This is a genomic window from Microcoleus sp. B6-A1 (genome assembly GCF_036705085.1).
Lineage (GTDB): Bacteria > Cyanobacteriota > Cyanobacteriia > Cyanobacteriales > Microcoleaceae > Microcoleus.
Map to the genome: position 1 here is coordinate 1 of NZ_JAUBTU010000042.1, position 14,262 is coordinate 14,262.

At 45.5% G+C, this 14,262-nt stretch carries 11 protein-coding genes and 1 riboswitch; of the genes, 7 read left to right on the top strand and 4 right to left on the bottom strand.

Annotation, left to right across the window (positions count from 1 at the left end):
* Positions 1-238 precede the first annotated feature (238 nt).
* Both QUB11_RS16985 and QUB11_RS16990 read left to right on the top strand, forming a co-directional pair.
* A complete protein-coding gene (locus QUB11_RS16985) occupies positions 239-724 on the top strand; it encodes a glutathione peroxidase (RefSeq protein ID WP_333256259.1) in 486 nt (161 codons plus the stop codon).
* A gap of 547 nt (positions 725-1,271) precedes the next feature.
* A complete protein-coding gene (locus QUB11_RS16990) occupies positions 1,272-1,733 on the top strand; it encodes a VOC family protein (RefSeq protein WP_333204843.1) in 462 nt (153 codons plus the stop codon).
* 93 nt (positions 1,734-1,826) lie between these two features.
* Here the strand turns inward: QUB11_RS16990 and QUB11_RS16995 are convergent, their stop codons facing one another.
* The 4 genes from QUB11_RS16995 to QUB11_RS17010 all read right to left on the bottom strand — a co-directional run bounded on the left by QUB11_RS16995 (position 1,827) and on the right by QUB11_RS17010 (position 7,994).
* Entirely contained in the window at positions 1,827-4,412 is a 2,586-nt protein-coding gene (locus tag QUB11_RS16995; protein WP_333391208.1) for a PAS domain S-box protein, read from the bottom strand.
* Positions 4,413-4,543: 131 nt separating this feature from the next.
* Positions 4,544-4,870 carry a hypothetical protein gene (locus QUB11_RS17000; protein ID WP_333391209.1) on the bottom strand — a complete coding sequence of 109 codons (327 nt, stop codon included), beginning with the start codon at positions 4,868-4,870 and terminating at the stop codon, positions 4,544-4,546.
* A 493-nt stretch (positions 4,871-5,363) separates the two neighbouring features.
* A complete protein-coding gene (locus QUB11_RS17005; protein ID WP_333391211.1) occupies positions 5,364-7,502 on the bottom strand; it encodes an ATP-binding protein in 2,139 nt (712 codons plus the stop codon).
* Positions 7,503-7,646: 144 nt separating this feature from the next.
* Positions 7,647-7,994, bottom strand: a complete 348-nt coding sequence (locus QUB11_RS17010) for a slr1659 superfamily regulator (protein ID WP_333204850.1) — start codon at positions 7,992-7,994, stop codon at positions 7,647-7,649.
* 455 nt (positions 7,995-8,449) lie between these two features.
* On the opposite strand from QUB11_RS17010, the gene cynS reads away from it, so the two are divergent.
* The 5 genes from cynS (at position 8,450) to QUB11_RS17035 (ending at position 13,943) form a co-directional block, all read left to right on the top strand.
* Positions 8,450-8,893, top strand: a complete 444-nt coding sequence (gene cynS, locus QUB11_RS17015; RefSeq protein WP_333204852.1) for a cyanase — start codon at positions 8,450-8,452, stop codon at positions 8,891-8,893.
* Positions 8,894-9,228: 335 nt separating this feature from the next.
* Positions 9,229-10,608 (top strand): ATP-dependent protease ATP-binding subunit ClpX, encoded by a 1,380-nt coding sequence (clpX, locus tag QUB11_RS17020; RefSeq protein ID WP_333204854.1) that lies wholly within the window; start codon positions 9,229-9,231, stop codon positions 10,606-10,608.
* A gap of 142 nt (positions 10,609-10,750) precedes the next feature.
* Positions 10,751-10,897: riboswitch (cobalamin riboswitch) on the top strand.
* Positions 10,898-10,919: 22 nt separating this feature from the next.
* Positions 10,920-11,330 carry a DUF1636 domain-containing protein gene (locus tag QUB11_RS17025; protein WP_333256268.1) on the top strand — a complete coding sequence of 137 codons (411 nt, stop codon included), beginning with the start codon at positions 10,920-10,922 and terminating at the stop codon, positions 11,328-11,330.
* 364 nt (positions 11,331-11,694) lie between these two features.
* Positions 11,695-12,729, top strand: a complete 1,035-nt coding sequence (gene cobW / locus QUB11_RS17030; RefSeq protein WP_333391212.1) for a cobalamin biosynthesis protein CobW — start codon at positions 11,695-11,697, stop codon at positions 12,727-12,729.
* 242 nt (positions 12,730-12,971) lie between these two features.
* A complete protein-coding gene (locus tag QUB11_RS17035; RefSeq protein ID WP_333256270.1) occupies positions 12,972-13,943 on the top strand; it encodes a GTP-binding protein in 972 nt (323 codons plus the stop codon).
* The last annotated feature ends 319 nt before the right edge of the window (positions 13,944-14,262 follow it).

Consider the following 14,262-nt stretch of genomic DNA (forward strand, 5'->3'; position numbering starts at 1 on the left):
GGCGGGACGCCCATCCCACTTTCAAGAGTGGAAGTTATTTAATTCTCATTCCTAAGATCATGTTCGGTAAATTAACCGTAACTTTGGTAGGGGCGGGTTCACCCATATCTATAATATAAGGGCGAGATCCGTAAACCCGCCCCGACCGGGAGATGGAAATTCTTAGCGATCGGCATCTAGACAAAATTGTACCGACTTGCGGTAAAATTGTGGTGGTCAAATTAAAAAGTATTTGAAAATGCCCAGCACAATCTCCGACATTAAAGTAAAAACGATCGCAGGCGAAGACAAGCAGCTAGGAGAGTACGCTGGCCAGGTACTCTTGATAGTTAATGTAGCTTCTAAATGTGGCTATACACCTCAATACAAAGGACTCGAAGAATTGAGCAAGAAGTACAGCGCGGCTGGACTCCGTGTTTTAGGATTTCCCTGCAACGACTTCGGAGGTCAAGAACCCGGAAGTAATCCCGAAATCGTCAATTTCTGTACTACAAAATACGGCGTCACCTTTGAATTATTTGACAAAGTACGCGCTAAAGGCACTCAGCAGCACCCCCTATACGCTAAGCTTACGAGTGCAGTCGAGCCCAAGGGTGAGGTTGCGTGGAATTTTGAGAAATTCTTAGTTAGCAAACAGGGTGAAGTGGTTGCCAGATTCCGCAGCAGTGTTGGTCCCGATTCACCTGAACTAATCGCTGCTATCGATCGAGAATTGGCCAAATAAAAAGTTCGGCAACTAAGCAGTTTACAAAATTTAACGGATGGAGGTTTAAGGAAGAGGGAAGAAATTAATAGGCTTTTTTTATAATAAGTGAAAAGCTATTTTTTTCTGCTCTTCCCCATTGTTTGCAAGCACTCAACCCTGAACGAATACCGATGATTGTATTTAATTGGAGAACGGTTTAATTTAATGGAAAATACATCGGGATTAGATTTAGTGGTAGGTTTACTTGCCTTCGCAATTCTGGCAGGTGGTCTGGCCATGCTATTTGTAGGCATGGCATCGTTCCCTAAAGAAAAATAACCGTACTAGGACTTACGCACGATTGTTGAGAAACCGGGTTTTTTTACGATAAAACCCGTTGTAGACCGCAGATTCGGTAAAAAACCCGGTTTCTAGACCCCGATGCGTAAGTCCTGAATACTTGATATTATGTGCGATCGCACGACGCTAATAAAAGTTTTCACGACCAACTTAAAAGGCTTATTTTACAGCAGACGATCTGAATAAATCAAACTGCATTCAATTTGAACATTCGCAATTGACAATCATGCAAACTACCGAAAACAACGTCAAAATAGTCCTCACGCCGGGGAATTTGCGCCGCGTTCACCATATCGCTTTAAACGTGCGCGACATGAAAGCTTCCCGCCACTTCTACGGTACAATTCTCGGCCTGCACGAACTAACAGGTGCAGAAATTCCCGCAACTTTAACAGAAATGGTAGCCGCTGGTAAAGTCGCTAATTTCGTTACCCCAGACGGCACTGTTATTGACTTATTTTGGCAGCCCGACTTGGAACCGCCAAACCCAGACCCGGAGAAGGCTTTTACCCGCGCCAACCACTTAGCCTTCGACATCGATCCGGCTTTGTTTGATCGCGCTCTGGAAGTGCTAAAGTCAAATCAAATTGCGATCGATAGCGGCCCCGTTACTCGCGCTACAGGACGCGGCATTTACTTTTACGATCCTGATGGATTTATCATCGAAATCCGTTGTGATGCAGTTTAAACAGTCGCTATCGGCTTCTCGGTAGTCCGGGTGCACCCTACATTTAGTCTTTGAATCGCGGTGTTCCTTACACAGCCTACGTTTAGAGTAGTTTTATGTTCCGTCTTGGCTAATAGGTTGCTTCGGCCAAGTAAACCGAAAAGTTGCTCCCTCACCTTCAGCAGATTCTATGGAAATACTGCCCCCTTGACCTTCGACAATTTTCTTCACCAGCGACAAACCAATCCCAGTATTTTCAACTTTATCGCGAGCTTCCAATGTCTGAAAAATTACAAAAACTTTATCGTGATATTGAGGAGCAATTCCGGGCCCGTCATCCTCTACAGAAAATTCGTAAAAATCATCTAAGTCTTTAATCGATATTTTTACATGACCCGATGCAGCTCGGTTGTGCTTAATTGCGTTGCTAATTAAATTAGAAAAAACCTGCTGCAACAGCAATCTTTCTGTCACAAAAGTTGGCATTCCCGGTTCAACTTTTACCTCAAATCCAGACGGCGGTGCCAACGAATCAATAATTTCTGCTAATAAATTCTCAACTTTTACCATTTCTGAAGGCACTTGAATTCGTCCGACGCGGGAATATTGCAGCAGTCCCTCAATCAAACCTTCCATCCTGTGAACTCTGCCACGCAGCAGGTTCATTTGGTGCAGAGTATCCTCTGTCATCGACTCGCTGAGGTCTTCTTCTATCCAACTGCTGAGATTTGCGATCGCCCTGAGTGGCGCTTTCAAATCGTGAGAAACTACATAAGCAAACTGGTCTAATTCTTGATTCCGCTTTCTTAAAACATTCGTCGTTTGAGCCAGATTTTGGGCTGTTAACCTCAATTCTTGAGCGCGCAACCGCAGCGATTCCTGCGCTTGTTTGCGATCCCTAATATCTTCAACCACACTCATCAGAAATTGAGTGCCATTTTGTTCTCGCAGCAGCGAAACCGTCAAGTTTGCCCACACCAACTCTCCGTCTTTGCGGATGTAGCGCTTTTCCAGAGAGAAATTTTCAATTTCTGCTGCTAACAATTGGCGCAAAAGTTCCAGTTCGCTTGCCAAATCTCCAGGCCAAGTAATATCCTGAAATGTTTTCTCCACCAATTCTTGGCGGCTGTAGCCCAAAATTTCGCAAAGTTTTTGATTGACTAACAGAAATTTGCCTTCCACAGTCGCTTGAACCATGCCGACTGCCGCCTGCTCAAAAGTAGCGCGAAACCGCTGCGCGCTTTGGGCTAAAGCAATTTCTGAGCGTTTGCGATCGCTAATATCGTTGCTGATTTCCAAAATAGCCACCGGTTGATCTTGATCGTCGTATTGCAAAGTCCACCGGCTGGCCACCGTTATTTTGGTGCCGTCTTTCTTGGTTCGCACCAGTTCTCCTTGCCAAGAACCCTTCTCGAAAAATACTTTTTGAATTACCTCAAAAGGTTGGGCCCATTCTGTTTGTAAAAGCTTATGAATATTTTTTCCTATTGCTTGCGACTTCCGCCACCCGTAGAGCCACTTCGCCCCCAAATTCCAATAAGAAATCGCCCCGTTCAAGTCTAGTACCGCGATCGTATCGTTTGCCAAATCCAGCATTTGTGCTTGCTTTCGCAGAGTTTCCTCGGCTTGTTTTCGTCCTCTGGCATCGCGACAAATCGCAATAAACAAGTGTTGATTTGCCAGACGCATTTCGCTGACAGCTAACTCCATCGGAAACTTCGTTCCGTCCTGTCGAAGTCCAACTGTTTCTTGCTGGTAAGTCTTCAGCGTAGTATCTGGATGTAACACAAAATATTCGATCGAATAATCCCCCACGCTGCTGTGCGGCAGCGGTTGAGCTATCAGCCGCCGCAGGTTAGTGCCAATTATTCGATCGGCTTTCTGACCAAAAATCTTTTCTGCTGCCCTATTAAAAGACTCAATATTTCCCTGTGCATCCAAAGTAATAATACCATCAGCCGCATTGTCTACCACAGCTTGAATGCGACTTTTACTTTCTTCCAAGCCAGCTTCTCGCTTCCTCAATTCCTTCTCTAAACTATCAAATAAATACCAGGAAGCCCCTGCACCCAAACAGCCGGAAAGCAAACCCGCAACTTGCACAATATTAATGAAATCTACCACGTCCCCTAGTTGCCGATCTACACTTTTCTGGTAAGCTTCGCCGGCCTCAGAAAAAGCATTAATTTGTGTACGCAGCTTATCCATGTTCAATTTGCCTTGAGCAAACACCTGAATTCTTTCCGGCGACTGCATCCTTGTTGCCGAACTTTCGAGCTTATTCAAAGTGTTTTGCAAGAAATTTATATGCTGTTCGGTACTTTTTTTTATAGCTTCAAATCGCTGAGCTTGCAGTTTGTTTTCTTGAACCATAACCTTGAGTTTAGCCAGCAGCGGAGGCAAACTCTTCTTTGCTTCTAAGTAGGGTAATAGAAATTCGCGGCGCTGCGTCAACCCATAACCCCTAACGCTCGTTTCCGCATCCACCACCAGGGTTATCAATCGGTTAGTTTCCTGAAGTATTGCCTTATTAGTATCTGCTCGCTTTCTTATCTGTATGGCACTATCCCGGAGGCCGGCAATTGCTAGCAGCGAAGCAAACAGAAAAACCAGGGGGATAGCAATGATGACTGTTCCCTGCTGGCGAATTGGTCGGTCTGTCCATACAAAGTGGAGGCAGCGATCGAGCAAATACTTCACGAATATTGAAGGAGAAACTTTGCTGCCAGTATATCGCTTTTTGGCAGTTTAGGCTATGGATAAGTTCGTTTTGTTTGGTTTGACTATCGCCGGGGACTAACCGTGGAAACTAGATTAGACCCCTGCTATAGCTACCTGCTGACACTAACAGCAGATTTTTTGGCACGGTGTTTAAACGGAGGCAGGGAGAAAGAAAGGACTTTTTTCGGCAGCGAGACAGCAGGCGAAGCAGAAAGGATCGTTTCTGCTTTACCTTCGTTTTCGCCTTCGGCTTCTGCGTTCAAACTAGAGTCTGTTTCGCAAGTGTTTGGAACACTTGTAACTACAGTAGTCCACCTGCCTGTAGCCGGATCGCGATAACAAGTAAAAGGATTTATTTTTAGCGGTTGACTGCAAGGTTTAATCATGTAGATGCACTCCTTTGATTCTGAGAAATTGTGCATTGCTTTCAGCAGCAATGCTATCTCGCCAGTAGAAGCAGTATGAAGGCAAAAAGCAGAATTGTGTTTCTGCGTTCAGAGACTTTTGAGAATTCCTGAATTCCTGTTAACTTTTGCCTTCTACTGGTTCGCGACCATAGCATTACTTTTACTAAATTGCCTTTCTGGAAGCAACCCCCCACCCCCTTAATTAGGTTGAGGTGGGACTTGTGAATGCAGCGAGGCGCCCGATCGTGCCTGCAGGACAATTTTAGGATAATATAGGTATTCTAGGCTGAAAAAAAATGCTACTGTGTGATCGACAACAGAGGTTGAGCGCGATCGGTGTCACAATTAACAAGGGAATTGGTAATTGGTAATGGTTAATTGGTAAGGGGGGAATTGGTAATTGGGGAATTATTCCATCTTTTGCCATCCGTTAAATCCGTTAAATGCGGTACACAATTCCTGGCCAAACCCCCACCCATTAAATTCCTTAAATCCCCTACATGGCTAGTTGCCAAACTTGCTTCTAACTAATATCAACTTTGGCCTTTAAATGAACCGTAAAAGTAGAGCCAACATCCAACTGACTCTCAACAGTGATATCGCCGCCCATCATCTGGCAAAACAAGCGGCTAATGGCCAATCCTAAACCTGTGCCGCCGTACTTGCGAGTAGTCGAAGCGTCCCCTTGAATAAAAGGTTGAAACAAACCCTGCTGCTGTTCTGCCGACATTCCAATCCCCGTATCAGATACCTGCAAATAAACCCAATCGCTGTCACCTGCTGGTTCGCGAGTCGCGCTCAACAGCACCGTTCCACCTTCGGTAAACTTCAGGGCATTCGAGAGCAAATTGAACAGAATTTGCCGGACTTTAGTCAAATCTGCATACATCACTCCCAAATTCTCAGAGCAAGAAACTTGCAATTGATTGTGATTTTTTTCGACCAAAGGGTGCAAAGTTGCAACGACTTCTTCTATTAAATTACAGAGGTCAAATTTTTCTAAATAAAGCTCCATCCGACCGGCTTCTATCTTAGAAAGGTCTAGAATATCGTTAATTAAAGTCAGCAAGTGTTTGCCGGCGTTATAAATTTTTTGGGTATCGGGAATGATGTCTTTGAGTCCCGATTCCAGTGCTTCTTCTTGTAGCATTTCGCTGTAACCGATAATCGCGTTGAGTGGCGTCCGCAGCTCGTGGCTCATATTGGCTAAAAAAGTGCTTTTAGCTCTCGAAGCTGCTTCAGCTTTGTGTAAGGCTTCTTGCAAGGCTATTTCGGCTCTTTTGCGCTCGGCAATTTCGATGCGGAGCAGTTTATTGGCGGCGGTGAGTTGAGCGGTGCGCTGATCGACGGTCATTTCTAGCTGGGCTTTGGCTTTGGAAAGGGCTTCCTGAGCCCGCTGGCGCTCAAATCCTTCGATCGCCAGCGCTACCAAATTTGCCAAAGAATCGGCGAAGGTGCGCTCCTCCAGAGCCCACTGGCGGGGGGCGCCGATATGTTCGAGAGAGAGGATGCCCACGATCTGGCCGCCGAGCCTAATTGCTACATTTAATATGGATGAATTCGGCTTGCTGGCATTTGGCAGCACAGCGGAATGTTCGGCTAGGGAAGATGAATGGGACAAATTTGTTTGTAGAGAGTTTTGAGTCTTTGTCGTAGGTTCTAAAGCATTGTCCGATCGCAAATTTTCGCCAGGAGCGTCGCCTTCAACATCTAAAATTGATAAATTTAAATCGCTTGCCGATATGCACTCCCGGCTCAAATGATTCTCCTGGGTGCGATCGTACACGTCGAGACAAACTAATTTGAGGTTGGGGATTTTAAACTTAGAATGATTAACCCCCTCGTTTTGCTCTGGGGCAGCGGTATCTGTATCGATTGCCTCTGTTTGGTTGTGGGCGAGCACTCTCTCCGTAAAATTTAGCTGGGGATCGTTCGGGTAGCGAGTTCCAAATCTTCCGTGGTTGTAAAGCCAGACGCTGACTTTTTCCACATCCAAAGTGCGGGCTGCTGCCTCGGTAATTTCGCGAATTCCCACATTCAGCGCACCGCTGTTGAGAGTCCTCTGCCTACCTAGCTGCAACAAAGCCAAACTCTGGCGGCGGAGCCGCTTTTCGCTCTCTTGGAGGGTTTGTTCTGCTTCCTTGCGCTGGGTGAGGTCGTACAAGGCGCACAATGCTGTCGGCTCGCCGTTAAACACCAGCGACTGAACCGAGATCATCGCCCAGAAAGCGGTGCCGTCTGATTTTTTACAGTGGAGTTCGTAGTTTTGGAGGTATCCCTCTTTAGCAAGTGCCTCAAGTACCTTTGGGCGATCGGCGGGGTTAAAGTAAAAGTCTGGAGTGCTGCAGCCGATCAATTTTTCTAGGGGTATGTTCAGGAGAGAAGCCAATTGAGCGTTCGCATACATAATTAAGCCGTCACAGAGGCGAGAAACTAATACCGGCACGGGAGTTGCCGAGGCGATCGCCCGAAACTGCTCTTCGCTTGAACGCAGCGCCAACTGAGCTTTGCTCAGCAAGTGAGCTTCCATTGTATCTGAATGTTCGGTGGTAGTCTCCAGCAAAAGTTCTAGGTCAACCTTTTCGCGCTTCAAGTTTTCAAGTTCCGCACTCAGCCGTTGAACGTCGAAAAGTAGCTGTTCTGTCGATGGTTCTTCCTGCATAGCAATTGAAAATTGGTAATTTTTAGTCGGTTCTGAAGTTTTTTAGGGTTTTGTGCTAGTTTAACTATGACTTATTCCGATTAACTTCAGCCACCCTCATCCTGGTTCCCCCACTTAGCCGGGGATTTATCTTTACCTTTTTCGCTAGTATTCCAATTCTAATTGCAAGGAAGGCATCAGCCTCTGCAAGTTTTTCAGGGATTTTATCTGCCAGGGGATCTGTTTAGAACCTTTGATGGTGATTTGAATATTTTTTTGCTGGCGCACTTTGATCACAAATTTTGAGAAAATATTAATTCCAGAACTATTTAAAAATTCTAGCTTTCGCAAGTCTAGAGTCACCGTGTTTGGGCAGGAGTCAGCCACTTCGTTGAGCAGATCGACGATCGGTGCGTATTCTTCCACCTGGCTGAGTCGGAACGCTCCGCTACAGGTGACTGTTTGCGTAGCCCGATCGTACTGCATCGTGTAATTTTTGGTCTGAATCTCCATACTTTTGTCAGTTGCCGGTTTTGAGTGGTAAAGGGGCTTTGGCGGAGGGAGCGAGGATTGAGCTTCAGGCTAGCACGATCAAAATTCAGCCGTTTGCCGAATGCCGAATGCCTTTGCGTGTGTAACTTTTATTACATATACTGCCAACTGTACCATTGCCACAGGGCAGTTATGAGTTATTTTAGGATTTATCAGTTGTGTCAGTTGTGATACCAGTTGGAAAAAAGAATGCAACTGTTGACTAGCTCTCAACCCTGGTAGTCATCAGTCATTGCCAATCTAACATTTCCAATCTCAAATCTCAAATTGTATGAGTTGTGGGGGTTGACGAGACCAGCTTTTGCTGAAGTTCCGAGCTATCAATTCGATTTATTTTCTCAACTTACTATTGACAAAATAACCAAAATGTGAGAAAAGTTTCACATCTGACACTGAAGTGAAGGGGAGAATATTTAATGGCAATTTCAGGAATTACAGAAAAGCTTTTGGCGGCTAAAAAAGCTCAGGGAATTAGTTTTGCAGATTTGGAAAAAGTTTTGGGGCGCGACGAAGTTTGGATTGCCGCGGTTATTTACCGTCAAGCTACCGCATCAGAAGATGAAGCCCAGAAAATTGTCTCGGCTTTGGGACTAGATAGCGAGACGGCTGCGGTTCTCTGTGAACCTCCGTTAAAAGGTTCTTTGGAGGCCTCGGTTCCGGTTGACCCCCTGATTTATCGTTTCTATGAAATTATGCAGGTTTACGGGATGCCACTCAAAGCAGTGATTCACGAAAAATTTGGTGACGGGATTATGAGCGCGATCGACTTTACTATGGATGTCGAGAAAGAAGCAGACCCAAAAGGCGATCGAGTGAAAATAATTATGTCGGGAAAATTTTTGGAATACAAAAAATGGTAAGCCCGTGCGGCTTTATTTTCAAGTGAAAATGAAAAATTCAAATTGGCTCCCATGACTCATGACTAATCACTAAAGCCTCAAAAGTGTTAACTTAGAAACAGAGATCGCGAAGCTTGACTGCGCCAAAAAACGGAGACAAGCCCCAAATTTTAGACCCTAGTTCAGCTCCAAAATTCATCTGTGGAGTAAATCTAAAATCTAAAATCTAAAATCTAAAATCGACTGACTGGCTTGGGTGTCCGATCGGGAAACCCTTCTAGGGCAAAGCTAAGGTCGCTCCCGCGGCAACTTCCCAGTCGAAACAAGCAACCGCAACCGTAAATTAAGAGGCAAATATGTCAAAATATGACTCCCATCTCAGATGCTCCTTTTGCGGCAAGTCGCAAGAGTACGTCCGCAAGTTAATAGCTGGGCCCGGCGTATACATTTGCGATGAGTGCGTGGAACTGTGCAATGAAATTTTAGAGGAGGAGTTCTTTGACTCCAGTAAAACAATTGGTCAACAGATTCCCCATTCAGAGGTGCGAGAGTCTCAGGGACAAGGAACCAGGCGCCCAGGTCGATCGAATAAATCGAAAATCGTTTTAGCTCAAATTCCGAAACCAACAGAGATTAAGCAGCATTTAGATAACCACGTCATCGGTCAGCATTCAGCAAAAAAAGTCCTTTCTGTAGCAGTTTATAACCACTACAAGCGCTTGAGCGTTGACCAAGCTAAAGATAGCGACAAGTCTTCCCCTGACAGCGATGTAGAACTGCAAAAATCCAACATCCTGCTAGTCGGGCCCACAGGTTGTGGCAAAACTTTGTTAGCGCAAAGTTTGGCGCAAATGCTCGAAGTGCCGTTTGCGGTAGCGGATGCGACGACGCTGACAGAAGCTGGATATGTCGGCGACGATGTAGAAAATATCTTGTTGCGGCTGTTGCAAATGTCAGATTTTGATGTCGAAGCGGCGCAACGTGGCATTATTTATATTGATGAAATTGACAAGATTGCTCGCAAAAGCGAAAACACTTCGATCACTAGGGATGTATCGGGAGAAGGAGTGCAGCAAGCGCTACTAAAAATGTTGGAAGGAACAGTGGTTAATGTTCCCCCGCAAGGCGGCCGCAAACATCCTTACCAAGATTTTATTCAAGTTGACACTAGCAAAATTCTATTTATTTGTGGCGGTGCTTTTGTCGGTTTGGAAAAAATAGTTGAACAGCGTTTGGGTAAAAAATCTTTGGGCTTTATTCAGCCAACAGAAAGCGACAGCAACTCAACTTTGCCGGCGAAAGACAAGCGGGCCGCTGATATTTTGCAGCAGGTACAGCCGGACGATTTAGTCAAGTTTGGTTTGATTCCTGAGTTTGTCGGGCGGATACCGGTGGTGACGGTGATTTCGCCGCTGGATGAAGCAGCTTTGATGCAGATATTGACTGAGCCCCGAAATGCGCTGGTGAAGCAGTATCAAAAGCTGTTGAAGATGGACAGCGTGGAGTTGGAATTCCAGCCGGAAGCGCTGCGGGCGATCGCCCAGGAGGCCTATCGTCGCAAAACTGGCGCGAGAGCTCTCCGCAGCATTTTAGAGGAGTTAATGCTCGATGTGATGTACGAGTTGCCTTCTCGCAAGGATGTGGCTCACTGTATGATTACTCCTGAAATGGTCGAGAAGCGATCGACTGCTGAATTGCTGTGGCATCCCGCATGGCGGCAGCACGAAACTGCATAATTTATAATCTGTAGGGTGCCGATGGCGCACCCTACAAACTACTAGACAAGCCCCCAGATTTATCCGTGGGGTGGCTTTCTCCAATCTAAAATCTAAAATCTAAAATCTAAAATCGCTCAATCGATTGGCGGCAAGTGCGGTATGATGTGATTTCGCGATCGGTTCTAGCGGGGAGCAGCCGTTAGAGGAAACGGGGAAAGTTCGGTGCAAGTCCGGCGCTGTCCCGCAACTGTAATGAAACCCTTGGGGTTTTTCAAGTCAGAATGCCCGCCGATATCTAACTCACTTTTGAACGCATCTGCGAGGTACGGATGATGGATGGAATTAACACGGCTGTACGCACAAAGCACAGTCTACTTGTTTGCACTGCTTGCGCTAGTGTTTGGAAAAACGGCAAGCGCGAAGGTAAAAGCGGTGGTCAACAATTCATGGAAAATTTGTCGCAACTCGCTAAAGATTGGGAGTTTTCTGATAAATTTGAGATTCAAGAGGTTGAGTGCATGAGTGCTTGCAGTCACTCTTGTGCGGTGTGTTTTGCTGCTGTTGGAAAGTACACTTATCTGTTTGGCGATTTACCAGCAAATGAGTCGGAAAGCGTCGAGGCGGTACTCGAATGCGCGGGTCAATACTATGCTAAACCGGACGGTTTGTTACCTTGGTCTGAGCGTCCTCAAGCTCTGAAAAAAGGCGTTTTAGCAAAGATTCCACCGCTGGCAAATTAGAGCCTTTCTCGTTACCATGCTCTGCCCATTGGTGACAACTTAACGTCAAGCCGATCGTCTCTCTTGTTTTTATCGAAATCTAGATCCCCCCTAACCCCCCTTAATAAGGGGGGGACAAGAAATATTCTCAAAGTCAACCCCTACTCCCCTTCTTAAGGGGGATTTAGGTGGATCTAGACTTCGCCTAAAAACGACATTTATGCTGGGTTTCCTAGTTCCCAGGCAGAGCCTGGTAACGCATACCCAGAGGCTCTGCCTCGTATTAAAAGCGCTCCTTTATTCCAGCGAGGCAGAGCCTCTAGATTAGCATTCCCAGGCTCTGCCTGGGAACAAGATATTCCACCAAATAAGCACAAAATTATCAATGCACAAAATTCCTGTTACTGTCATCACTGGTTTTCTCGGTAGCGGCAAAACTACCTTAATTCGCCACTTATTGCAAAATAATCAAGGTCGCCGCATTGCTGTTCTGGTTAACGAATTTGGCGAAATCGGAATTGATGGAGAACTGCTGCGCGATTGCCAAGTTTGCGACGAAGAAGAAAATGTTAGCAGCAATATTGTTGAACTAACAAATGGTTGTCTTTGCTGCACTGTTCAAGAGGAATTCTTGCCGACTATGCAGGAATTGTTGAAGCGTAGAGAGCAAATTGATTGTATCTTAATTGAGACTTCGGGCCTCGCACTTCCTAAACCTTTGATTCAAGCTTTTCGCTGGCCAGAAATTCGCACTGGTGCTACTGTGGACGGTGTTGTTGCTGTTGTCGATTGCGAAGCTATTGCTAGCGGTTCTTTTGTCGGTGATATCGATGCTTTGATGGCACAGCGACAGGCTGATGATAGTTTGGATCACGAAACTCCGATCGAGGAATTGTTTGAAGACCAGTTAGCCTGTGCCGATATGGTACTTTTAACGAAGGTCGATCGCGTAGATGTGGAAACTCACAAGAAAGTCCAAAGCTGGTTGCAGCAAGAGTTACGTCCGAGTGTGAAAATTGTGCCTTGCAAAGGTGGCGAAATTAACCCGGATGTGCTAATGGGATTTAATGCGGCGGTTGAGGATGATTTGGAGTCTCGTCCGAGTCACCACGACACTGAGGAGGAACACGAACACGATGATGATATTAACTCGACTTTCTTTATTGCCGATCGCGAATTTGAACCTGAAGCATTGGTGAAAAAACTGCAATCCTTGATGCAGCAGGAGGAAATCTATCGGATTAAAGGGTTTGTGGCGGTTCCCAAGAAACCGATGAGGATGGTGTTGCAAGGTGTGGGTTCGCGGATAGAATATTTTTACGATCGTCCTTGGCAACCTTCCGAACTCCGCCAAACCAAATTAGTGCTGATTGGTCGAGAGTTAGAGCGCGATCGAATTGCAGCTATGATTAACAACTAATTGTCATCAGTCATTAGCCACACACGCTGACCTCAGAAACCGGGTTTCTTCCTATATTTCTCGTTCCTGTTCCCAAAACTCGTAGAAACCCGGTTTCTAGCCCTATGGGTAAGCTCTGAACCAAAGACGGCGTATTCCTGTAGTTAAAAACTCTTAACATTTTTTAATAAACTTGCTACTACCAGCAAGTCTGGTGTAAAATAGCGATAATGGTTATCATTGTACAATAATCGAGGTAAAGTATGGTGACTGCTGGGGCGATCGAATCAGTTCCTGTTACTGTTCTCACAGGCTATCTGGGTGCAGGCAAAACTACGCTACTGAACCGCATTTTAACAGAGGAACACGGCAAAAAAGTTGCAGTCATCGTCAACGAATTCGGCGAAGTAGGCATCGACAATCAACTGATAATTGATGCCGATGAAGAAATTTTTGAGATGAACAACGGCTGCATTTGCTGTACAGTCCGAGGTGATTTAATTCGGATTATCGGCAACTTGATGAAGCGGCGAGACAAATTTGACCACATAGTCATCGAAACGACAGGTTTAGCCGACCCCGCACCCGTAATTCAGACATTTTTTGTAGACGAAGATATGCGGGATACATTACTGCTAGATGCAGTTGTCACGGTAGTCGATGCCAAGCACATCTGGCAGCACTGGGACGCAGACGAAGCTCAAGAACAAATTGCATTCGCCGATGTAGTTTTGATAAACAAAACTGATTTAGTGAGTGAGGAAGAATTGGCAGAATTAGAAAAGCGAATTCGCGCCATGAATGCTATGGCAAAAATTCACCGTACTCACAACGCTGAATTACAAATGGATGCTTTGTTGGGCGTCAAAGCATTTGATTTGAACCGGGCATTAGAAATAGAACCCGACTTTTTGGGCGAACACACTCACGAACATGACGAAACAGTAACTTCCGTAGCAATAGTCGAATCCGGTGCTATTGATGGCAACAAATTTAGCGATTGGATCGGCGAAGTGTTGCGAACTCAAGGCACGAATATCTTTCGGACAAAAGGCATTTTGAATATGGCTGGAGAAAACAACAGATTTGTTTTTCAAGGAGTGCATATGCTGTTCGATGGCAGACCGGATCGACCTTGGAAAGCTACAGAAACTCGGAAAAACGAGCTTGTATTCATCGGTCGGAATTTAAACGAAAATCAGTTGCGAGAGGATTTTCGTAAATGTCTGGTTTAACTGAAATCTTGAAGGATTTTTAATCAGCCTTTTAGCAACAGGCAAGATGCCTGTTCCACAGGAATAAAATTCATTTTTTGTGGGAGGGAACAGGCAAGATGCCTGTTCCACAAGATGAAAATTCATCTTTTGTGGGAGGGAACAGGCAAGATGCCTGTTCCACAAGATGAAAATTCATCTTTTGTGGGAGGGAACAGGCAAGATGCCTGTTCCACAAGATGAAAATTCATCTTTTGTGGGAGGGAACAGGCAAGATGCCTGTTCCACAAGATGAAAATTCATCTTTTGTGGGAGGGAACAGGCAAGATGCCTGTTCCAC